25 protein-coding genes are annotated in these 23,111 nt (G+C 29.3%); 21 read left to right on the plus strand and 4 right to left on the minus strand.

The window, feature by feature from the left end; all coding sequences use genetic code 11:
* The 6 genes from N4A48_RS05065 to N4A48_RS05090 all read left to right on the plus strand — a co-directional run bounded on the left by N4A48_RS05065 (position 1) and on the right by N4A48_RS05090 (position 6,994).
* The gene (locus N4A48_RS05065) at positions 1 to 900 is read left to right on the plus strand and encodes an ABC transporter ATP-binding protein (protein ID WP_293664738.1); all 900 of its coding nucleotides are present in this window, start codon (positions 1 to 3) and stop codon (positions 898 to 900) included.
* Positions 897 to 1,748, plus strand: coding sequence for an ABC transporter permease (locus N4A48_RS05070; RefSeq protein WP_293664739.1), 852 nt, complete (start codon positions 897 to 899; stop codon positions 1,746 to 1,748). Before N4A48_RS05065 ends, N4A48_RS05070 begins: the two co-directional genes overlap by 4 nt.
* 106 nt (positions 1,749 to 1,854) lie before the next feature.
* Positions 1,855 to 3,441, plus strand: coding sequence for an ATP-binding protein (locus N4A48_RS05075; protein ID WP_293664740.1), 1,587 nt, complete (start codon positions 1,855 to 1,857; stop codon positions 3,439 to 3,441).
* Entirely contained in the window at positions 3,438 to 4,118 is a 681-nt protein-coding gene (locus N4A48_RS05080; protein ID WP_293664741.1) for a response regulator, read from the plus strand. Before N4A48_RS05075 ends, N4A48_RS05080 begins: the two co-directional genes overlap by 4 nt.
* Before the next feature lie 220 nt (positions 4,119 to 4,338).
* Complete coding sequence (locus tag N4A48_RS05085) at positions 4,339 to 5,514, plus strand: NAD(P)-dependent malic enzyme (RefSeq protein WP_293664742.1); 1,176 nt, start codon at positions 4,339 to 4,341, stop codon at positions 5,512 to 5,514.
* 184 nt (positions 5,515 to 5,698) lie between these two features.
* Positions 5,699 to 6,994 (plus strand): 2-hydroxycarboxylate transporter family protein, encoded by a 1,296-nt coding sequence (locus tag N4A48_RS05090; RefSeq protein ID WP_293664743.1) that lies wholly within the window; start codon positions 5,699 to 5,701, stop codon positions 6,992 to 6,994.
* Positions 6,995 to 7,148: 154 nt separating this feature from the next.
* On the opposite strand, the gene N4A48_RS05095 is transcribed toward N4A48_RS05090, so the two are convergent.
* Positions 7,149 to 7,289 carry a hypothetical protein gene (locus tag N4A48_RS05095; RefSeq protein WP_293664744.1) on the minus strand — a complete coding sequence of 47 codons (141 nt, stop codon included), beginning with the start codon at positions 7,287 to 7,289 and terminating at the stop codon, positions 7,149 to 7,151.
* 84 nt (positions 7,290 to 7,373) lie between these two features.
* Between N4A48_RS05095 and N4A48_RS05100 the strand changes: the two genes are divergently transcribed.
* From N4A48_RS05100 to N4A48_RS05110, 3 genes are all read left to right on the plus strand, one after another.
* Complete coding sequence (locus tag N4A48_RS05100; protein ID WP_293664746.1) at positions 7,374 to 8,219, plus strand: hypothetical protein; 846 nt, start codon at positions 7,374 to 7,376, stop codon at positions 8,217 to 8,219.
* A 217-nt stretch (positions 8,220 to 8,436) separates the two neighbouring features.
* The gene (locus N4A48_RS05105) at positions 8,437 to 9,006 is read left to right on the plus strand and encodes a 5' nucleotidase, NT5C type (RefSeq protein WP_293664747.1); all 570 of its coding nucleotides are present in this window, start codon (positions 8,437 to 8,439) and stop codon (positions 9,004 to 9,006) included.
* A 26-nt stretch (positions 9,007 to 9,032) separates the two neighbouring features.
* Entirely contained in the window at positions 9,033 to 9,518 is a 486-nt protein-coding gene (locus N4A48_RS05110) for a hypothetical protein (RefSeq protein WP_293664748.1), read from the plus strand.
* Positions 9,519 to 9,565: 47 nt separating this feature from the next.
* On the opposite strand, the gene N4A48_RS05115 is transcribed toward N4A48_RS05110, so the two are convergent.
* Together N4A48_RS05115 and N4A48_RS05120 are read right to left on the minus strand one after the other, a co-directional pair.
* The gene (locus N4A48_RS05115) at positions 9,566 to 9,853 is read right to left on the minus strand and encodes a hypothetical protein (RefSeq protein WP_293664749.1); all 288 of its coding nucleotides are present in this window, start codon (positions 9,851 to 9,853) and stop codon (positions 9,566 to 9,568) included.
* A gap of 12 nt (positions 9,854 to 9,865) precedes the next feature.
* Positions 9,866 to 10,894, minus strand: coding sequence for an SDH family Clp fold serine proteinase (locus tag N4A48_RS05120; RefSeq protein WP_330665051.1), 1,029 nt, complete (start codon positions 10,892 to 10,894; stop codon positions 9,866 to 9,868).
* A 131-nt stretch (positions 10,895 to 11,025) separates the two neighbouring features.
* On the opposite strand from N4A48_RS05120, the gene N4A48_RS05125 reads away from it, so the two are divergent.
* From N4A48_RS05125 to N4A48_RS05145, 5 genes are all read left to right on the plus strand, one after another.
* Positions 11,026 to 11,658, plus strand: a complete 633-nt coding sequence (locus tag N4A48_RS05125) for an Hsp20/alpha crystallin family protein (RefSeq protein ID WP_293664750.1) — start codon at positions 11,026 to 11,028, stop codon at positions 11,656 to 11,658.
* Between the two features lie 271 nt (positions 11,659 to 11,929).
* Positions 11,930 to 12,304, plus strand: coding sequence for a hypothetical protein (locus N4A48_RS05130; protein WP_293664751.1), 375 nt, complete (start codon positions 11,930 to 11,932; stop codon positions 12,302 to 12,304).
* A gap of 370 nt (positions 12,305 to 12,674) precedes the next feature.
* Positions 12,675 to 13,556, plus strand: coding sequence for an ABC transporter permease (locus N4A48_RS05135; RefSeq protein ID WP_293664752.1), 882 nt, complete (start codon positions 12,675 to 12,677; stop codon positions 13,554 to 13,556).
* A complete protein-coding gene (locus N4A48_RS05140) occupies positions 13,543 to 14,298 on the plus strand; it encodes an ABC transporter ATP-binding protein (RefSeq protein ID WP_293664753.1) in 756 nt (251 codons plus the stop codon). Before N4A48_RS05135 ends, N4A48_RS05140 begins: the two co-directional genes overlap by 14 nt.
* A 29-nt stretch (positions 14,299 to 14,327) precedes the next feature.
* On the plus strand, positions 14,328 to 15,305 hold the full coding sequence (locus N4A48_RS05145) for an ABC transporter substrate-binding protein (protein WP_293664754.1): 978 nt from the start codon (positions 14,328 to 14,330) through the stop codon (positions 15,303 to 15,305).
* Between the two features lie 39 nt (positions 15,306 to 15,344).
* Here the strand turns inward: N4A48_RS05145 and fba are convergent, their stop codons facing one another.
* Positions 15,345 to 16,286: a class II fructose-1,6-bisphosphate aldolase gene (fba, locus tag N4A48_RS05150; RefSeq protein ID WP_293664755.1), complete on the minus strand. Its 942-nt coding sequence runs from the start codon at positions 16,284 to 16,286 to the stop codon at positions 15,345 to 15,347.
* Positions 16,287 to 17,014: 728 nt separating this feature from the next.
* Between fba and N4A48_RS05155 the strand changes: the two genes are divergently transcribed.
* From N4A48_RS05155 to N4A48_RS05185, 7 genes are all read left to right on the plus strand, one after another.
* A complete protein-coding gene (locus tag N4A48_RS05155) occupies positions 17,015 to 17,344 on the plus strand; it encodes a DUF1904 domain-containing protein (protein WP_293664756.1) in 330 nt (109 codons plus the stop codon).
* 15 nt (positions 17,345 to 17,359) lie between these two features.
* Positions 17,360 to 18,685 (plus strand): RsmF rRNA methyltransferase first C-terminal domain-containing protein, encoded by a 1,326-nt coding sequence (locus N4A48_RS05160; protein ID WP_293664757.1) that lies wholly within the window; start codon positions 17,360 to 17,362, stop codon positions 18,683 to 18,685.
* A 9-nt stretch (positions 18,686 to 18,694) separates the two neighbouring features.
* Complete coding sequence (locus N4A48_RS05165; RefSeq protein WP_293664759.1) at positions 18,695 to 19,417, plus strand: pseudouridine synthase; 723 nt, start codon at positions 18,695 to 18,697, stop codon at positions 19,415 to 19,417.
* A gap of 11 nt (positions 19,418 to 19,428) precedes the next feature.
* Positions 19,429 to 20,175, plus strand: coding sequence for a phosphatase (locus N4A48_RS05170; RefSeq protein WP_293664760.1), 747 nt, complete (start codon positions 19,429 to 19,431; stop codon positions 20,173 to 20,175).
* A 411-nt stretch (positions 20,176 to 20,586) separates the two neighbouring features.
* On the plus strand, positions 20,587 to 21,939 hold the full coding sequence (gene rlmD / locus N4A48_RS05175) for a 23S rRNA (uracil(1939)-C(5))-methyltransferase RlmD (protein WP_293664761.1): 1,353 nt from the start codon (positions 20,587 to 20,589) through the stop codon (positions 21,937 to 21,939).
* A gap of 115 nt (positions 21,940 to 22,054) precedes the next feature.
* Positions 22,055 to 22,411 carry a TnpV protein gene (locus tag N4A48_RS05180; protein WP_293664762.1) on the plus strand — a complete coding sequence of 119 codons (357 nt, stop codon included), beginning with the start codon at positions 22,055 to 22,057 and terminating at the stop codon, positions 22,409 to 22,411.
* Positions 22,412 to 22,577: 166 nt separating this feature from the next.
* Positions 22,578 to 22,850 carry a DUF6809 family protein gene (locus N4A48_RS05185; protein ID WP_293664763.1) on the plus strand — a complete coding sequence of 91 codons (273 nt, stop codon included), beginning with the start codon at positions 22,578 to 22,580 and terminating at the stop codon, positions 22,848 to 22,850.
* Positions 22,851 to 23,111: the final 261 nt, after the last annotated feature.

Here is a 23,111-nt window from a genome sequence, read left to right on the forward strand (position 1 = left end):
ATGGTTATACAAACTTACAATTTAACTAAGCAATTCAATGGGAAAGGCGGTTTTGGTAATATTTCCCTCTCTGTTAGAGAGGGGGAAGTTTTTAGTTTTCTTGGGAAAAATGGTGCTGGGAAAAGTACATTCGTAAGAACTCTTCTTGGAATACTTTACCCAACATCAGGAAATGCCACTATTCTTGGCAAAAGAATAGGTAATGTAGAGGTTAGAAAGGAAATAGGATATTTACCAGAACTTTTTCAATACCATAATTGGCTTACGGGATATGAACTTTTATTCAATCATGGTCTTTTATACAAAATGAATAAGCAAGATATAAAATATAGAATAGAGGAAGTTCTTTTAATAGTAGGACTTAAGGGTCACGAAAATAAGAAATTAAAAGAATATAGTAAGGGTATGAAGCAAAGAATAGGGCTTGGATGTGCTATTCTTTCAAATCCTAAAATATTATTCTTAGATGAGCCTACAAGTGCTCTAGATCCTGTAGGAAGAAAGCAAGTTCGTGATATTATATCTAACTTAAAAAAACAAGGAAAGACAATATTTTTAAACACTCACTTGTTAAGTGAAGTTGAAATGATATCAGATAGAGTTGCTATATTAGATAAAGGTCAGATGAAAAAGATAGGAACAATGACTGAACTGATAAATTCACCTGTAATAGTTTCTGTAGAAAATATAAATGAGAATATGGTAAGTGAATTAAAAAAATTTGATCCTATCGTTAATATATCAAACAATCAAATTGAAATATGTGTAGATGATAGTAATATTCCAAAGGTTGCAAATACAATAGTTAGAAATGATGGATTAATATATATGATAAAGAGAAAAGAAAATCTACTAGAAGAATTATTTATAAATACCGTGGGAGAGGAGGATGAAAGATGAGTACAATAATAAGGCTTACCTTTATTGAAATAAGAAAGAAAAAAATACTTTACTTAACTCTTGCACTTACAGTAGCTTTTCTAATATTATACGGTACTGCACTAAATTATGCATATGACTCACTAGAAATTCAAGAAGCATTTATGAGAACTACTATTTCAAGTCAGCTTATAACTATGGGAATTTATGCAATGATATTTATAATATCTTTTTTATCCATTTTTTCAAGTGTTGGAGCTATTTCATCTGAAATAGAAAATGGAACTTATGATGCTATACTGGCAAAACCTATAAAAAGGTATGAAATAGTTTTTGGAAAATTTATAGGAGTATTATTAGTGTTAATACCATATATTACATTCTTTTATTCTAGTATAATAGGTCTTAATATATTTTTTGGAAAAGGGATGATAGTTAATTTAGCATTTAAGTCTATATTAAAGTCTTTATTAACACTGTACCTTTTACCGATCTTACTTACATCAATAGGAATATTTTTTAGCTCTTTTATGTCGACAATGGCATCTGGAGTTATATTAGTTATAATGTATTTTTGTGCTATGATAGGTGGTTTTTTAGAGCAAATATCTATAGCTATTACTATTGAATCCACAAAACAAGCTTTGAACAACATAGGGATTATAACGAGCCTTATTATGCCATCAGATGTGATTTATAGAAAGACTTCTTCACTGTTATTTACTACATCATCAGGATTAAATTTGAGCATAAGTAGTTTTATTAGTTCAAATACTCAGCCAAGCTCTGCTATGATGATTTATATTATAGTTTATATATTGAGTATGATAATATTAGCTGTTAGAAAATTTCAAAGAAGGGATTTATAGACATGAAAAACACACTAGAATTAGATAGTGTGTTTTGTTTGTAATTGTTTGATTTTTTCTAATTATTATAATAAACTTAATTATAGAATTAATTAAGGAGCTAATTATGAAAAAAAGTCTTTCTTTTCAAACTAAAATTGCTATGCTAATAATTGTATTAATTCTTGTATCAATAGGAATGAGTATTTTATTTGTAGGAAAATGGTCACTAGATAATATACAAAATAAGGTAGAAGACAACATAAAAAATATATCAGTAATATTATCAAGCTCGCCTGATATTCAAAAGGGCTTGAAGCAAAAAGATTTCACAAAAATTCAAAAAAGTATGCATAAGTTATTAGAAGAATTAGATGGAGTAGATATTATTACTATAGCTGATATGAATGGCATAAGATATGCTCACCCAAACCAAGACAAGCTTGGGAAGCATTTTGTAGGAGGAGATGAGCAAAAGGTTATAAATGAAGGCGTTGGATATATATCACAAGCAAAGGGAACACTTGGAATTTCCATTAGGGCTTTTGAACCTATTTTTTATGAACAAGATCAAATTGGGTTTGTAATGGTTGGAGTACTATATAAAGATATTAAAGAATTCAGAGCGGATGCACTTATAACTATATGCGGATTTACTTTGTTTGGAATAATTTTGGGAATAATAGGTGCATTAATAATTGCAAAAAGAACAAAAGATAGCCTTTTAGGATTAGAGCCTTATGAAATTGTATATTTGTATAAGGAAAATAGAGCTATGCTTGAATCTATAATGGAAGGGATTATTGCTATTGATTCAAAAGGAAGGATTACTTTAGTTAATGACTATGCTATAAAGGTACTTAATATAAAAAAACCAAATGTAGTAGGAGAATATGTATTAGATGTATTTCCAACAAGTAGATTATTAGAAGTCTTAAAAAGTGGAGAATGTGAGTATAACCAAGAACAAATTATTAATGATACAGTGATATTGACTAATAGGGTTCCTATGAAGGATGGAGATGAAATTATAGGAGCTATGGCATCTTTTAATGATAGAACAAAGGTTAAAAGATTAGCAGAAGAAATTACAGGTGTAAGACAAATTATTCAAGCACTAAGGGCAAATACTCATGAGTTTATGAATAAATTACATGTTATATTAGGTCTTGTAAAGTTAAATGCGATAGATGAACTAAGAATGTATATCAAAGATATTGTAAAAGAACAAGAGCAAATGAGATTTTTCCTTACGAAGAATATAAAAAATACAACTATATCAGCGATTATACTAGGTAAGTTAAATAGAGCTAAAGAATTAAATATTGATATTGAATTATGTGAAAATTGTTATCTTGAGAAACACTATAAAAATATTCAGAATGAAAATTTACTTACGATTATTGGAAATTTACTAGATAATGCTATGGAGGCTATAATTAGAAAAGGAGAAGATGGGGAAGTTTATTTTAGAATAGAAGATGTCAATGATTTTGTAGAAATAGAGGTTAATGATAATGGAATAGGCATAGAAGATAAAAATATAGAACATATATTCAAAAGAGGTTTTACTACTAAAAAAGATGAAGGAGGAATAGGATTATTCTTAGTTCAAAAAAGTATTAATCAGTTAAAAGGAAAGCTACTTATAGACTCTAAGTATAAAGAAGGTACAAGTGTTTTAGTTAGAATACCTAAGGAGGAAAAAGTATGATTTATGTACTTGTAGTAGAAGATGATCCTATGCTGGCAGAATTAAATAAAAGATTTATCAATAAAATAGATGGGTTTAAGGTAAAATCTATTGCAAATAATGGAGAAGATGCTATTCAGATAATAAATGATACAAAAATTGATTTAGTAATACTAGATATTTATATGCCTAAGCTAGATGGTATGGAATTGTTTAGAAGTGTTAGAAACCAAAATAAAATGGTAGATTTTATTTTGGTTACAGCTGCAAATGATACAGATAAGATTAATGAAGCATTAAAATTAGGTGCAGTAGATTATTTAGTAAAGCCGTTTGAATTTGAGAGGTTGGAAAAATCATTATTAAATTATAAAGATAGAAAAAATATATTGGTGAGAAAAGCGTTTATAGAACAAAGGGAAATAGATAAGTTATTTATGAACTTGGACAAGGAATATAAAGAAAAAGATTTAAAAAAAGGACTTCATAGATTTACTTTGAATAGGATAATTAAATTTTTAAAAGAAAACAAAGATGACTTATTATCTAGCGAAGTGATATCCGAAAATATGAGTATGTCAAAAGTTACTATTAGAAGATATTTAGATTATCTAGATGAAATAGGAAGTATTGATAAAAAGATAGAATATGGCTCTAGAGGGAGACCTTCATATCTTTACAAATATAAACCTGACTAAAAAATAAAACTCTTATTGATAATATATTATCAATAAGAGTTTTTTGATTTATGGATAACATTGATTGAACATCTGAAATTGAAAAATAAATAACGAAATGTTTTTAATTTACAAAATATTTATAATAAGTTATAAATATTGAAAATGATTATGAAAAAACATACTATTTAATATAAAAGAGTATGTAGATTTAATTTGAAGCATAAAGGAGAGATAAAATATGGATTATTCTAAAAAAGCATTAGAGGTTCATGAGGAATATAAAGGAAAGATTAGTGTAGTATCTAAGGTTGCTGTAACTAATAAGGATGAATTGAGTGTAGCATATACACCTGGTGTTGCACAGCCATGTAGAGAAATTGCAAAAAATAAGGAAGATGTATATAAATATACTTCAAAGGGGAATTTAGTTGCCATTGTGAGTGATGGAACTGCTGTACTTGGACTTGGAGATATTGGTCCTGAGGCTGCAATGCCTGTAATGGAAGGAAAAGCTGTACTTTTTAAAGAGTTTGCAGGAGTAGATGCATTTCCTATATGTGTTGATACAAAAGATGTAGATGAAATTGTTGATTTGGTAAAAAAAATAGCACCTACATTTGGAGGAATTAATCTTGAGGATATTTCAGCTCCAAGATGTATTGAAATTGAAAGAAGACTTAAAGAGGAATTAGATATTCCAGTATTTCATGATGATCAACATGGAACTGCTATTGTAACAACAGCAGGATTAATAAATTCATTAAAATTAGTAAATAAAAAATGGGAAGATATAAAAATTGTAGTAAATGGATCAGGGTCAGCAGGATCTGCAATTGTTAAGATGTTACTGAATATGAATGCTAAAAATATTTTAGTATGTGGTAAAAATGGGATACTATATCAAGGAAAAGAAAATAATGATGCATTAAAAGAAGAAATATCTAGAATTACAAACCCTAATAGTGAAAAAGGAAAATTAGAAGATGCTATAAAAAATGCTGATGTATTCATTGGAGTTTCAGCACCAAATGTTGTTACAAAAGAGATGATAGCTTCTATGAATAAGGACGCAATTGTATTTGCTATGGCAAATCCTATTCCTGAAATTATGCCTCATTTAGCAAAAGAGGCTGGAGCAAGAGTAGTAGGTTCAGGAAGATCTGATTTTGCAAATCAAATAAATAATGTTTTGGCATTTCCAGGAATATTCAAGGGTGCTTTGGCAGTAAGAGCAAGTGATATTAATGAAGAAATGAAGGTTGCTGCAGCTAATGCTATTGCGCAAATAATACAAGACAGTGAACTAAATGAGGATTATATTATTCCAAAACCTTTTGATATAAGAATAGTTGAAGTTGTTGCAAATGCTGTTGAAAAGGCTGCTAAAGATACTGGAATTTCAAGAATATTATAGTTTAGAATTATATTGATTTTTATGCTTAAGGATATTATATGATTTTAAATCTGCGGATAATATTAATGAAAAGACTGCACTTGAAACTATTTTTGAGCAACGGAGCCCGTAGGTATGGTTGGCGACATGAGTCACCGCGTTAGCGAGTAGACGAATTTTTATAAAATAAAGAAGGAGGGATAGTATGTCTGAATCTAAAAATATGATAGAAAATAAAAAGTTTCATATAATGGGAATTTCACTTCCTATGTTTATAATTTTATCAATTATAATTTTAACAGCAACTTATATGGGAGTACTTCCTAAAGGTATGATTGGAGCACTACCTCTTATGATGGTTATAGGTGCATCACTGAACGAGTTAGGAAACCGATTACCAATAATAAAAGATTATTTGGGTGGAGGTGCAATCGTTATAATATTTGTATCTGCAGCATTAGTAACATATGGAATACTTCCTGAAAGTTCAAAAGAGATTATGACTAACTTTATGAAAAGCGAAGGATTTTTAAGTTTTTATATTGCAGCCCTTATAACAGGTAGTATTTTAGGAATGGATAGAAAGTTGTTAATTAGCGCAGCTATAAGATATTTACCTGTTATTATTGGAGGAGTTGTTGTATCTTTAGGATTAACAGGATTTGTTGGTATGATTATGGGATATGGAGCTAAGGAAGCAATACTTTATATAGCCATACCTATTATGGGTGGTGGTATGGGAGCCGGAGCAGTTCCTTTAGCAGAAATGTTTGGTCAGGTATTAGAGGTTGATCCTGCTAGTATGATGTCAAAAATGGTTCCAGCACTTGCATTAGGAAATGCAATGGCAATTGCTGTTGCTGGATTATTAGATAAGATAGGTGATAAAAGAAGAAACTTAACTGGAAATGGGAAATTAATGAAATCACAAGAGCATATCAAAGAAGAATTAAAAGAAGCTATAAAACTCGATTATAAATTAATGGGAATAGGAATATTATTTTCTACGACTTTCTTTGTATGGGGTAAGATACTAGCTAAGTTTATACCTATACACTCTTATGCTCTAATGATTATAACTGTAGCCATTGTAAAGGTATTGGGCATTGTACCTCAAAAGTATGAAAAAGGTGCATTTCAGTGGTTTAGATTTGTTATGACAAACTTTACACCAACATTATTAGTAGGAATTGGTGTAGCATATACTGATTTAAATGCAGTTATAGGATCTTTATCACTAATATATATAGTATTAGTATTTACTACAGTTGTAGGAGCTACAATTGGTTCAGGTGCTGTAGGACATTTTCTAGGATTTTATGCTATAGAAGCATCTATAACTGGAGGTTTATGTATGGCCAATATGGGTGGAACTGGTGATGTAGCAGTACTTTCTGCAAGTAAGAGAATGGAATTAATGCCATTTGCTCAGATTTCATCACGTATTGGTGGAGCATTTATGTTAATTTTAGCAACTAGTCTATTATCTCTATTTGTATAATTTATAATATTAAAACAAAAATTTGCATAGTCGATTAAATGATTCACTGTAGATTTTAAGTGAAAAAGAGGGTTACTGAAATACTGCTATAAAAAATAGCTTATTTCAACAACCCTCTTTTTAGTTATGAAAACTGATAAATACAGTACTTATGCTAATCATTCTTTATTTTATCCATATTCTCTAAATAATTATATACTCTTGTAGGTAATTTAATTATTTTAGTTATAAAGAAATAGATAATATATATTAAAAGAATCATACTTAATATTTGGTATATAGGTGAAACATTCATGATAATACCTCCTCAAAGTGTATAAAATTTCATCTATCAAACAATAATATATTAATGATTACAAATATTAAGAGGTGAAATTTTATGAATAAAATTGTATTATTTATAGTATATTTATTTCCTATAATTATAATTTTAACATATAAAAATAAAAATAAATACATGTTTACACTAATATATATAATAACAGTTTCGTCAATTTTTGTTATGAATAAAGAGATGGATGATACCATACAAACTATTAAATATAAAAATGATAAGATAAAAAATATAATGATTATAGCTAATAATAACAATAAAATAGACGATAAAAAAAGTGAAAAACAAAATATTGTTTATAAAGATAACCTAGAAAAAGAAACTAAAAATAATGATTTTCAGGTACAGGTTACGAATGTAGATAAAATATATAATAAAGATTTAAAGAAAAATCAAGCAGAAGTTATTGATAATCAAAATAATACAAAGGATGTAGAAAAAGAGAAAGTTAATGAGTTACAAATCTTTAATGGATTTAAAAAAGAAATACAGGATATAGAGAAAAAAGGGCTTGTTCCACTTAGAAAGTGTTATGGCGTTTTAAAGAAACTACAAAAGGGCAAAGCTAATATGGATGACTTAAGAAAAGCTGCTCAAAATAGTAGACAAAAATGTGAGCAAGCAGAGTTAATGTATAAAAATTTGAAAGTACCTGAGTTTGAAGATAAAGAAAATACAAAGCTTTTACAGGATGCAAAGTTAGATATACAAAAGGCTTTTTATATAAGAAAGAAGGCTATGGATTATGGTATAGAATTTTTAGATAAAAAGAGCCCAAAATATATAATTAAAACAAAAGATAATATAAAGTTATCAGATAAATTAATACACAGTTGTGTAGATAAAATGAATAAAGTTAAAATTAATATCAAAAATTCGTCTACTCGCTAACGCAATCACTCATATCATCAACGATTCCTACGGTCTCCGTTGCTTAAAAATAGTCTCAAGTATAAGTTTTTAATAAGTTATTCATAAAACAAAAATGATATAATTTTATTAAGCATAGAAAAATCTTCCTTCTGAAGGTTTTTGTATTTGTTTTACTTGATTTTTATATAAAAATATACAATAATATAATAAGTAGCCTTATTCAAGGAGGTAGTAGATGAAGAAATTAAGTATTTGTATAGATATAGACGGAACAGTTACGGATCCATATTATTTTATTGAATATTTTAATGAGCATTTTAATAAAGATTTAAAAGAAGAGGATATGACTACATGTAAATTAGAAGACTTATATGATGCTAGTATTGAAGAAATACTTGAGTTTTATGCTTATAAAGGTTATGATATACATCTTAGTGCAAATCCACTAGATTCAGCAAGTGAAATTATTCATGAGCTTAATAAAAAGCATAATGTGTACTTTGTAACTGCTAGAAATGAAGGGTTAAAGGATGTAACAGAGGAATGGATGAGAGTAAATAATTTTCCTAAATTGTATGTATATTATTTAGGAGGATATTACAAAGTAGATAAAGCAAGAGAGCTAGATTGTGATTTATTTATAGAAGATAACCCTCAAAACACTAAAGAGTTGGCAGAAGCTGGAATAAAAGTGCTCTTAATGGATGCAAACTATAATAAAGATATAGACCTTGAAAATGTAACAAGAGTTACTAAATGGAAAGAAATAAAAAATATAATAGATATTTATGCAACTACAAATTAAGTTTCACTGCAATAGGAGGGGAAATTTTGATAGAAATAACTTTTGAAAATAAAGAAGGCTCAAAAACTGTTAAAAGTAAATCAGTGGAAGAAATACTGACTTTAATGGCTGACTTTGGATATGTAAAAGATATATCAGATTCTATAAAGCAAAAAGATATTATGGTATTTGATTGTAAATTAGATAAATCTGTTTTTAAATTTGAGTTTTTAGAAGAAGAAGAGTATGAACAATATGATGTAAATCAAGAAGAGTATTTACAAGTTTTGTTTGAAGATATAAAAATGTATTTAAAAGAAATATGTGATGATGTAGCAGATGATCTTCAAGAAGAATACAAGCATGAAGATATAAAATGCAAATATGAAATTTACGATTTAGATGAAACTTTTACAGATGTTAAATTTGTAATTTGTATTTCATTTAAAAATATAGAAACTGCAAAGCTAGTAGATTTAGCTAGAATAGTTTCAAAGAGACAATTAAAAGGTTCTTCAAAATATTTCAACTAAAAAATAGGTATCTCTTTAGAGATGCCTATTTTTTATTCTATAGGAAACTATATCATTTTTTGTTTTGTGGATAACTGATTGAAAAAGCTACACTTGAGATTAGTTTTGAGCAACGGAGCCTGTAAGGATCGTTGGCGACATGAGTCACCGCGGTAGCGAGTAGACGAATTTTTCTTGTCTTTTGAGAATTTTATTTGACCACTTATTTCATTGTAATCATAAGGCATTACAATATCTTCAACATCATCCATATAAGTATTGTATTTAGCTGATATATATCCAGATTCTTTACATACTTTTATATATTTTTTTGAATTAATATCATTAAAATCCATATTATTTTCCTCCTATATCATTTTCCATCCTTGATAAGTAATATTAACATTATCTGCAATATTTCCATCGTATGAACTAGATCTTTGAATAACTCCTTCAAATATATATTCATCTGTTCTATATATACTTTCTATTATTCCACATCCAGCTGAAAATCTTCCATTAATATCTACATATTTTTCTGGAATAAAGGGCTTATCTAATTCTAAATAATCCTTATAATATTCATAAATATTCCAAATGTCTCTTTCTAAATCAGAATCACAATAATTTACTGGTAATTTGAGGAATTCTTTAGCTTCTTTTCTAGTGATCATATAATTATGAGAAAATAATTTTTCTGTTAAATGATTTATAATTTCATTAATTCTTACTTCTTCTGAAATATCCATATGGGACAATAAAAGCTTTTTAGCTACAGAGCGAATCAGTAGATAAGTTCTATGTATACTACCTAGAGCTAAGGGATGAACATTTTCTACTAATTTAGAGAAAATAGAACTTAAAGAATCATCACTTTGAATATCCATTATATCCTTGACTAATGTAATAAATGAATATACATCCTCTACACTTATAGGAATTTTAGCTGAAGAATTATTTGGATCAACTGGATTAAAAATACTAGTAACATTAGGGTCTACAGGACTTAATTCTCCCATTTTGGTCATTATTATTTCAGATGCTCCTAATGAAATAAGGGTACCAGCACTATATGATTTATAAGGTATTAAAACTGAAAAATTGTCAGTATATTCATATATAAGTTGTACTAACCTTAAAGCTGTAAGTACATCTCCCCCTTTTGTATATAATAATAAATCTATTTTATCATTTTTACTATTATTTTTTATGGCTTCTAGATGTTTATGAAATATAGGTATTATATCTGGAGCAACTCGCGTACTAATATTTTTTCTATCACCACCTATATAACAAATTACATTTGATTGCCTTGCTTGCGATATATCTTGTATTAATTCTTTTATTTTATCCATTAATAATTTTGTCCTTTCTTGAGGATTTAATAAAAATATTATTTGATAAAAGAATTAAAAATATTCTTCCTATATAAATTTAAAGCTATTAAATTATAAGTGAATATACGTGGAACGTAGTTGTCCATAATATTTAAAGAGTTAGAAAATAAAAAATTCAAGGAGGCAACAAAATGAATCAAAATTTTAATGGAGTACGTTTTATACCAGTTTCAACAAATATGTCTAATGTAGGTACTACAGTAGCTTATTCTTTAAATCCAACATCTACTGTAAATGCTGCTAATACTAATATGAATATTGCTAGTGGAATGGTTGCTAATACTATAAATCAAGGATTAGTTGCTTATAATCAACCTCAATTTGTAGGACATCCAGTTGTTTCTGCTAGTAACTATAATCAATTACAAAGTGGAGGATTTTTACAAGGTCAAATGATTCAACCACAAGGACATATGGGTGCTACTCAAAATTATTATGTAAGAAGTTTAGTTGTTCAACCAAGTATAGATATTTCTGAAACGGCAAGTGATTTAGTTGTTACTGCATGTGTAGGAAATTTAGGAATAAATGATATGAATTTAAATGTAACTGATAATTCTGTTTCTATTTCAGGAACTGCATGGACAGGAACTGATAATCTAATATTAAACAGAACTATACCTCTACCAACAAGTGTAAGAGCAGAATCAGTTGATGCTAATTTACAAAGTGGAATACTTGAAATAAGATGCCCTAAAGCAGAAAAGCAAGTAAGACAGAGAGCTATTATGAACGGAGAACAAGTTCACCAACAAAAAAAATAAATTTATATAAAAAAGCAGTTAATGGAATTATTTAATTCCATTAACTGCTTTTTTGTTTTATGAATTATCAAAAATTTAATAATGCCCCAAGTATATAGAAAAAACTAGAAAAATTCAGTTGATTATGGTAATATATACCTAATTATGGAATTAGTCTATAGATAGGTAGTTATAAATAATAAACACAAAATAAAAGTTGTTTTATTGAAAATTGTACATATAGCAAATTTAAAATTGAAATTACGAATAGTTATGAAAGTAGGTAAAGTAAATGAGAATATCGAAGAATGGGTTTATTAACAATAATAATATACATAATATGAAACAAAGAAATAAATTTAATTTTATAAATATAGGTGTAAGAGAAGAAGAGGATAGTATTTTTAAAGGTAAGGAAAAATCTACAGATAATAAGAAAGATTCTAAAGTACAAGATAAAGTTAAAACTGAATCAAAAATTTTCACAAAACCCGATGGTACAAAAATTTTACTTATTAATATAACATCTCTAAATGGAACTATTTGTTCAAGAAGTATTAAATTATGTGAGAGTGACAGATTAGAAAATAATGATTCCGGTGATGAAAAAAATACAAGTAATATATCTAATGATAATAATTTACAAAGTGTGAATATGGATTCTTAATTAAAAAAATCTTGACAAATAATTTATTTTTGTATAGAATTAACAGCAAATAGATTTAGAAAATATTTGAGGAGAGATGAAGAATGAATAATTTATTAAATAAAAAAAATAACTTCTTTTTTAATAGCCAATTTAGATAGGGTTTGTGTCTAGTTTAAAATAAAAACATAGATGCAAGCCCCGGAATCGTACGAGATTATTAAACATTAGGGTTTGTATCTATGTAGGCTATTAAATTTGAAAAATTATTCATTTTTAATATATGAATAAAAGCCGCATAGATTATCTATGCGGCTTTTATCGTATCTAAAAAAAGTCGTGTGGAAAAATCCATGCGGCTTTTTTTGTATAAAAAGAAAGGAGAATGTAAATGGATGCATTAGTTGGAGTAGTTACACAAAGTTTAATCTTAGGAATTATGGTATTGGGGGTGTACATAAGTTATAAAATATTAGATTTTCCAGACTTATCAGTAGATGGAAGTTTTTCATTAGGAGGAGCAATTATAGCTGTAGCTTTAAAAAATGGTCTTTCTCCTACTACAGGATTTTTATTAGCAATTGGAGGAGGATTAATAGCAGGTCTTTTAACTGGAATTTTAAATGTTAGATTAAAAATTTCAAATTTACTTTCAGGAATATTAGTAATGGGTATTTTATATTCAGTTAATTTAAGAATTATGGGAAAGGCTAATATTGCATTATTTAATACTAATCATATATTTGAATCAGGATTTTCGCCTATAATAATTTCTTTAGCAATTATATGCATATGCAAGACTGTATTAGACTTATTTTTAAAAACTGGACTTGGATATACACTAAAGGCTGTTGGTGATAACTCTCAAATGGTTCAATCACTTGGCATAGAAGTTGGAAAAATCAAGATTTTAGGACTTATGATATCTAATGGATTAGTTAGTTTTTCAGGAAGTATCATGGCTCAATATCAAGGATTCTCAGATGTATCTATGGGAATTGGAACTCTTGTTTTGGGGATTGCTTGTATTATTATAGGGGAATCTTTTATAAGTAAAATAATTAAGACTAAGGAAACAAGCATAATTATTTTAGGAACTATTTTGTATCAGCTTGTTATATATATAGCTTTAAATGCGGGTCTAACTGCAACAGACTTAAAGCTTATTACTTCTTTTATAATAATTTTATTTTTATCTATAGGTGAGTTTAAAAACCCTATAAGTAAACAAAAAATATCTATTTTAAGGAGAAGAGAATATGCTAAGAATTAACAATTTATCAAAAAGCTTTCAAAATCCATATGGGCAAGATAATAAATTATTTCAAAATCTTTCAATAGAAATAAACAAGGGAGATTTTGTAAGTATTATAGGCAGTAATGGAACAGGAAAATCTACATTATTAAATATAATATCAGGTGTTTTAAAAGAAACTTCAGGAGAAATCTTTTTAGAAGATACAAACTTAACATCATTGCCAGAGCATGAAAAAACCAAAATTATAAGCAGAGTTTTTCAAAATCCATCTATGGGAACCTGTCCTACAATGACGGTTAGAGAAAATTTATCTCTTGCTTTAAATAAAGGAGATCTATTAAATTTAAAAAAATGTCTTAGATATGATAATGATAAATTAGAATATCTGCTAAAGGATATATCTCTTGATTTAAAAAAATATTTAGATGTACAAACTAGATACTTATCAGGAGGACAAAGACAATCACTTTCGCTTATTATGTCTTGTGTAAACAATCCAAAGCTTCTTCTTCTGGATGAACATACGGCAGCTTTAGACCCTAAAACATCTAATGAAATTATGGAATTAACAAGTAAGATTGTAAAAGAAAAAAATATAACGACATTAATGGTAACACACAATTTAAGTCACGCACTTAAATATGGAAATAGATTAATTATGCTGCATAAGGGAGAGATAATACTTGATGCAGATGAAGAAATGAAAAAGAAATTAACTATTGAGGATATACTTAAGAAATTCGAGTATGCAGTATAGAATATACAAATTATATTAGGGAGGACGTTATGAAAACGACAAAATTAATAAAAAGTATGATTTTAATGGGGTTAGTAGGAGTTAGTATTTTAACAGGATGTGGTACCAAAGACGATGATAAAATAAAAATAGGTATTACTCAAATAGTAGAATATAGTGCACTTGATGAAAATAGAGAAGGATTCATTAAAGCTCTAGAAGATAACGGCTATAAGGATGGAGAAAATATAGATATAGATTTTCAAAATGCTCAAGGCGATATAGCTACAACACAGACTATTGCTAAAAACTTTGTATCTCAAAAGAAGAATCTAATTTATGCTATATCAACACCTTCAGCACAAGCAGCATATAATTCAACTAAAGATATACCAATAGTAATTAGTGCTGTAACAGATCCGGTTTCAGCAGGACTTGTTAAGTCTCTAGAAGAACCTAATACAAATATATCAGGAACTTGTGATTATGTACCTGTAAGTAAGCAGTTAGAATTGGTGAAAACTCTTGCTCCAGATGCTAAAAAAATAGGGGTTATATATAATACAAGTGAAGTAAATTCAGAGGTTCAAGTAAATGAGTTAAAAAAATACGCTAAAGAATATGGATACTCTGTTGTTGAAGCAGGAGTTACTAGTACTAATGAAGTAAACACTGCTATAAGTAGTTTAGCTAGTAAAATAGATGTATTATATGCACCAACAGATCAATTAGTAGTATCTTCAATGCCTATTATAGTTCAAAAAACTCAAGAAAAAAATATACCAGTTATTGCATCTGAAAAAGGGTCAGTGGAATTAGGGGCTCTAGCAACTTGTGGTATTAATTATTATGAACTAGGATATGAATCAGGAAAAATAGCAGTCAATGTTTTAAAAGGAGAAGATATATCTAAGATGCCTGTAAAGCAAGGCGAGGAAATGGAAATAATGATAAATGAAGATGCTTTAAAAAATCTTTCTATAAAAAAACTAGATGATGAAAGAATTGTTTATATAAATACAAAATAGTTAAAAGGGTGTCTAAATTAAATAGACACCCTTTAACATTTATTTTAATTTTGAAGCAGCGCCAGAAGCACCGAATACATCTTTTATTTTATGTTGAACTATTTTTTTGATAGCTTCTCTACCTGGTCCTAAGTATTTTCTTGGATCAAACTCAGCTGGTTTTTCAGCTAATACTTTTCTAATAGCTGAAGTCATAGCAAGTCTAAGGTCTGTATCTACATTTATTTTACAAACACCATACTTAGCAGCTTCTCTTAACATTTCTTCTGGAACACCTTTAGCTCCTGGTATATTTCCTCCGAATTCATTGCACATTTCAACATATTCTTGAGGAACAGAAGAAGCACCATGAAGAACTAATGGGAAGTTAGGAAGTAATTTTGTTATTTTATCAAGTCTTTCAAAGTCAAGCTTAGCTTCACCTTTGAATTTGTAAGCACCATGACTAGTTCCAATTGCTATAGCAAGTGAATCAACACCTGTTCTTTCAACAAATTCAACAGCTTGAGTAGGATCTGTATAAGTAGCATCCTCAGCACTTACATTAACATCATCTTCAACACCAGCTAATTGTCCAAGCTCAGCTTCAACTACAACTCCTCTTTCGTGAGCGTAATCTACAACCTTTTTAACAAGAGCTATATTTTCTTCAAATGGAAGGTGAGATCCATCTATCATAACAGATGAGAACCCATCATCTATACACTGCTTGCAAACTTCAAAGCTATCACCATGATCAAGGTGAAGAGCAATTGGCAGTTCGCTTTCTTCAATAGCAGCTTCAACTAATTTCTTTAAGTATATAGAATTAGCATATTTTCTAGCACCAGCAGAAGCTTGAAGAATTACAGGAGCATTTTCCTCTTTAGCAGCGGCAATTATTCCCTGAACTATTTCCATATTGTTAACATTGAATGCACCTATAGCAAAATTTCCCTCATAAGCAAGCTTGAACATTTCCTTAGTAGTAACTAATGGCATAAAAAAACTCCTCCTTATAATATATGTAGTTTAGATAAATATTTTAACTTCTAAAGTCATTTCTTACGGAATTTCAATTACAACTAAATATTATACACTTAAATTAGTAAAAAGTAAAAGAGTGTAGGAAATAAATTCTAAAATATCCTTTCTAAAATATATCTACATACATATTATTCTCATTAATAAATAATATTATGATGAAAAAAATATGAAATATTAAATATAATTTTAACGTCATATAAAATGCTGTTATATTGTAATCATTAAGAATAAAAAGTATAATAATATTTGACAATAAATGATAGAGAGTGTGTTCATCTAAATTTTTTGCATTGTGAAAAAAATATTTATATAAAAATAACACTCTTGCAAAGATATTTTGATAAAACTATGGATTTTTTCTTATTAATAATCCTAAAGTTTCTAAACTCCCTATGGTCAGACAACGAAACTTCTTAACGGATTACTAAACGTAAAAATCCAAGTTTTGAAGCAAAATATCTAAAAGCAATCGCGTATATTTTTATATCAAGTGAAACTTATCTTCAGGTGGAGTCTGTGACTCCATATGAAGGTTAGTTGAACTTATCCAGAAGCTGTAGAGTTCTCATCTTCAACCTAAAGAGGATGGAGTGTTAGAACTCTTAGCTTTCGGATAAATATTTTTAGTTGATTATTTGAAATTTAGAATGAGTAGTTAAAGTTGAGATATAGGAGGAGAAGGTATGCCACAGATTAAGATTAGAGGAATTCAGGCTAATGATGTTTGTAAGATAAGTGAGAAAATGGTAGATGAATTAGTTGAGGTTGTTAAGTGTCCAAGAGATTATTTTGAAATAGAGTGCATTCAATCAGTAGCTATAAGAAATGGACAAATAGAAGAAGTGTATCCATTTATAGAAGTTGCTTGGTTTGATAGAGGACAAGAGACACAAGATAAGGTAGCAAAGATTATAACTGATAGTATAAGAGAAGGTCTTAAGGTTGAGAGTCTAGACTTAGCTTTTACTACATTTGAGAAAGAAAAATACTACGATAATGGTGAGCATTTCTAGGAGAGACGATTAAATATGAAATTACCAATTAAATTTTTAGACAATATGAAAGAAATACTAAATGATGAATTCGATAGTTTTTTTAAAAGCTATGACGAAAAAAGGTACTATGGACTTAGAGTTAATACACTTAAAACTTCAGTGGAGAAGTTTTTGAATATTTCTCCTTTTAATTTAGATAAAATTCCTTGGAGTAGTGATGGATTTTACTATGAAGAAGGTGTAAGACCTGCCAAATCACCTTTTTACAATGCAGGACTTTATTACATACAAGAACCATCTGCTATGTCCCCTGTTGAATTTTTAGATATAAAAAAAGGACATAAAGTACTAGATTTATGTGCAGCACCTGGAGGAAAAAGTATTCAAATAGCATCAGGACTTCAAGGAGAAGGAATGCTTGTTACTAATGATATAAATTCAAGCAGAGTAAAACCTCTTGTTAAGAATATAGAGATGTATGGAGTATCTAATGTATTAGTTGTCAATGATTCTCCAAGTAGGCTTTGTAATAACTTTGAAGGATTCTTTGATAGAGTTTTAGTAGATGCACCTTGCTCTGGTGAGGGGATGTTTAGAAAAGATGAAAAGCTTATAAAAAGCTGGGAAAAAGAGGATATAAGTATATATCCTAATATGCAAAGAGAAATATTAGATGAAGCGGGCAAAATGTTAAAGGGTGGAGGAAAACTAGTATATTCTACTTGTACCTTTAATAAAGATGAAAATGAAAATATGATAAAAGAATTTTTAGACAATAATGATAACTTTGAGTTACTTAATATAGAAAAGATTGGCGGAATTTCTGAAGGCTTAGGACTTAAAGAAGTTGGAAGATTGTGGCCTCATAAGTTAAATGGAGAAGGACACTTCTTAGCTCTTTTACAAAAGGTAGATGGATATAATAAAGAACACAAGAACTTAAAAAACAAGAAAAAGCCTGAGTGCTTTGAAGAGTTTGAAAAAGAGAATATGAACACTACTTTAAATGGGAATTTTATAACTATAAATGATAACCTATATTTAGCTCCAAAGGATATGATACAGACTAAGAACTTAAAGGCAGTTAGAACGGGTCTTTTACTTGGAAAAGTAATTAAGAAGAGATTTAAACCTTCACAGGCACTCGCTATGGCTCTTAAAAAAGAGGATTTTAAGAGAGTAATAAACTTAGATTCAGACGATTCAAATGTTATAAAGTATCTAAAAGGGGAGACCATATTTACAGAGGGAGAAAATGGACTTAATCTAGTATGTGTGAATGGACATCCACTTGGATTTGGAAAACTGAATAGAGGGACTTTAAAGAATGGATATGAAAAATCCTGGAGATGGATTTAGGAGGAAATTATGGGTAAAAAAATGAGAATCGACAAGGTTCTATCTAATCTTGGATATGGAAGTAGAACTGAGATTAATATATCTTGTAAAAAAGGTTTAGTTGCTGTTAATGGTAATGTAATAAAAAAGAATTCAACTCAAGTAGATCCAGAAAATGATGAGATAGTATTTAATGGAGAAAAAATAAATTATAGAAAGTTCATATATTTAATTATGAACAAGCCAGCAGGATGTATTTCAGCAACAACTGATAAATGGGACCAAACTGTTATTCATTTATTAGATAGGGAACAAATAGCCTTTGATCCTTTTCCAGTTGGAAGACTTGATAAGGATACAGAGGGGCTTTTGGTAATAACTAATGATGGAAAATTATCTCATAGATTACTATCTCCTAAAAAACACGTTCCAAAAACGTATTATGCAAAAATTGATGGAGTAGTAACAAATGATGATATTGAAGCTTTTAAAGAAGGTGTAGTTTTGGATGATGGATATGAGACTATGCCAGGAGAGCTTGAAATACTAAAAAGTGACGATATATCAGAGATAAACTTGACTATACATGAAGGAAAGTTTCATCAAGTTAAGAGAATGTTTGAAAGTGTAGGAAAAAAAGTAGTATATTTAAAGAGAATACAAATGGGTAAATTAAGATTAGATGAAGAATTAGAACTTGGAGAATTTAGAGAATTAACTAAAGAAGAACTAGAATTACTAGAAACAAAATAGGAGTTGATAACATGAAGTTTGAATTTGATACACACTGTCATACGATTGCTAGTGGACATGCATATAGTACGGTTCATGACTTAGTAAGAGAAGCTAAGAATGCAGGACTTAAGATGTTTGCTCTAACAGATCACGCACCAGCAATGCCAGGTGGGCCACATGTATACTATATAGGTAACCAAAGAATAATACCTAGAGTTATAGATGGGGTATTTGTGTTAAGAGGAGTTGAAGCAAATATTATAGACTATGATGGAAAGCTAGACATGGATGATGAGTTTTTGCCACATCTAGATTTAGTACTAGCAAGCCTTCATGATGTTTGTATAAAGCCTGGAACTAAGGAAGAGAACACTAATGCACTTGTTAAGGCTATGGAAAATAAGTATGTAGATATAATAGGACATCCTGGAAACCCAGCATTTGATATAGATGCGAAAAAAGTTTTACAAGCTGCAAAGGATAATAATGTATTAATAGAGATAAACAACAGTTCATTTGGGAAAAGTAGACCAGGAAGTAAAGAAAATTGTATTAAAATAGTTGAGATGGCTAAAGAGATGAATGTTAAATTAGTAGCAGGAACAGACACTCATATAGCTTTTCAAATAGGAAGATTTGATTATGTTAAGGAAGTTCTTGAGGAAGCTGGAGTTCCTGAGGAGCTTGTTGTAAATAATTCTTTGGAGAGTTTTATAGAGTATTTGGATGCTAAGGGGAAGAAGAATATTAAGGATTTTAAGGAACTTATGAAGTAAAGTGGTTATAGGGAGGTAGCAAAAATATTTATATAAAAATACCGTTCATGAAAATAATTTTGATAAAACTAAAGTCTCTGACTTATTAATAGTTCTAAAGTTTCTAAACTCCCTACGGTCAGACAACGAAACTTCTTAACGAACTATTAAACGTCAAAGACTAAGTTTTATAGCAAAATATATAAAATCATTCTCTTGTATTTTCATATAAATATTTTTAGATAAGCTGTTATTATAATTTATATAAAAATACTGTTCATGAGAATAATTTTGAATTTGTGGATAACATTGATAAAAAAGTTACACTTGAAACTATTTTTGAGCAACGGAGCCTGTAAGGATCGTTGGCGACATGAGTCACCGCGTTAGCGAGTAGACGAATTTTAAAATACTGTACGGTGGAGGTTTGTAGTGAAAAAGAGAGATATAGTAGAGCTTAAGATTGAAGGTATGGATTTTGGTGGAAGTTCGTATGGATTTGTTGAAGGTGAAAGAGTTGATGTTAAGGGTGGTGTTACTGGACAAACTCTTAAGGTTTTGATAAAGAAGATTAGAAAGAATAAGATAGAGGGAAAAGCAATTGGGTTAATAGAGAAGTCTGATATAGAGACTTGTGACACTTGTGATCATTTTGGATTCTGTGGTGGATGTTCAATGCTTTCTGTTCCTTATGATGAGCAAATTGAGATAAAGGAAGGTCAAATACTTGATTTATTCTCAGATAAGGATTTTGTTGGATTTAAGTTTTTAGGAGTTGAAGGAAGTCCTAAGAATCGTGAGTATAGAAATAAGATGGAGTATACTTTTGGTGACGAAGAGAAGGATGGACCTTTAACGCTTGGTTTTCATAAAAAGGGAAGAGCTCTGGATATAATAACTGTTGATACTTGTATGTTAATAGACGAAGATTATAGAAAGATACTTAAGAGTACTGTAGAATACTTTGCTAAAAAAGGTCTTCCATATTATAAGACTATGCCCCATACAGGATATCTTAGAAATTTAGTTGTTAGAAAAGGTCTTAATACTAACGAGATAATGGTTAATATAGTTACTTCTACTCAAGTTGAGTTTGATATGACTGAGTATAAGGATATGTTATTAAATCTTGATACTGATGGTGAGATGGTAAGTATTCTTCATACAGAAAATGATGGACTTGCAGATGCAGTTCAGTGTGATAAGTTGAATGTACTTCATGGAAGAGATTACATATATGAAGAGTTACTTGGACTTAAGTTTAAGGTATCTGCATTCTCATTCTTCCAAACTAATACTAAAGGAGCAGAAAGACTTTATCAAATAGCATCTGAATTTATAGGAGAGCAAAAGAATAAGGTTGTATTTGACTTATACAGTGGAACTGGAACTATAGCTCAGATGGTATCAAAGAGTGCCAAGAAGGTTATAGGTATTGAAATAGTTGAAGAAGCAGTTGAAGCTGCTAAGGAGAATGCTAGAATAAACAATATAACTAATTGTAAATTTATAGCAGGTGATGTTGCTCAGAAGGTTAAGTCTATAAAGGAAAAGCCAGATTTAATTATAGTTGACCCTCCAAGACCAGGTATTCATAAGAATGCTTTAAAGGATATAGTAGGATTTAATTCAAAGGAAATTCTTTATATATCTTGTAATCCTAAGACTTTGGTTAAGGATTTGGTTGAGTTTGAAAAGGGTGGATATGGGATTGTTCAGGTTAAAGGAATGGATATGTTTCCGAATACGCCTCATATGGAGACAGTAGTGTTACTAAGTAGGTGATATAATAGGACAACAGTTAGAGACCTGTAATATAAGGGGTTGCGAACTGCTGTCCTATTTTTTTATGCTCTTTTTTAGAAAAAGAGTAAATACGAATATGAAGGGGGTGTTATTAATGAAACCAGTCGAGCTTGACTACAGAATGACTAAGCAAGGATTTCTAGAACCTATTATAGAAGTCTCAACTTGTGAACAACATATAGGCAAGTATGGTAGTATAGCGATTAAATATTTAAAGAATGAGTGTCCACATAGATACAGTATACTGCGAGCAGAAGAGACATTAATGGAAATCATGTATAAAGTCAATGAGGAAGCTCACCAAATGATGGAAGTATTTCAAGAGAAGATGTTAGCAAAAGACCCAATACCAAATCCAGAGAATTTTTACGATAGTTACAAGCACAGGGAAATGATAAGGACAATGGCTGAAGAGATTGTCTTGAAAGAAATAGTGTATAGACCAAGATAAACAGCTAATGATTCAACGGCAAAAGAAAAGAAGCAGTGACCAATCGCTAAATCAGAACACTGCTTCAATCCACCCCCACAATAAGCAAGGGTAAGTACATTATACCATCTGTTTATTGTGGAATTCAATAGATTTTTAAATTATTGCACAATTAAAGGAGGATTATATGGGATCAATAATAGAGCAATTGTTTAACGGGGAAATTGATTCATTTGAGAATTTCGCTCGAACAGATGAATATGAAAAATGCAGTTCAGAAATTATCAAAGAAGAGGATGAATTTTTAAAACGAATCAGTCAAGAGCAGAGACAAATATATGATAATCTATTGGATATCAAAGCACAGCGTTCAGTGATAGAGACTAAAATCCACTTTGTTTATGGTTTTAAAATAGGTTTTAAATTAGCCGCTGAACTATATGACGAAGGTAATAACTAGATAACTGAGGTTAAAATATACCTAAACTGATAGAACCATGGAAGGTACATAAATTAACATTGACAATATGTCATATATAGCATATTATATTAGTAGGAGATGGTTATGTATACTATAAAATTTTACGAAAGCCAAAATGGAAAAGAACCAGTAAAAGAATTTCTTGAAAGCTTAGATACAAAGATGAAAGCAAAAGCATTAAGGGAAATAACTCTACTAAGAGATAACGGACGAGAACTAAGAGAACCCCATTGTAAACAT

Source organism: Tepidibacter sp. (assembly GCF_025210165.1).
Lineage (GTDB): Bacteria > Bacillota > Clostridia > Peptostreptococcales > Peptostreptococcaceae > Tepidibacter_A.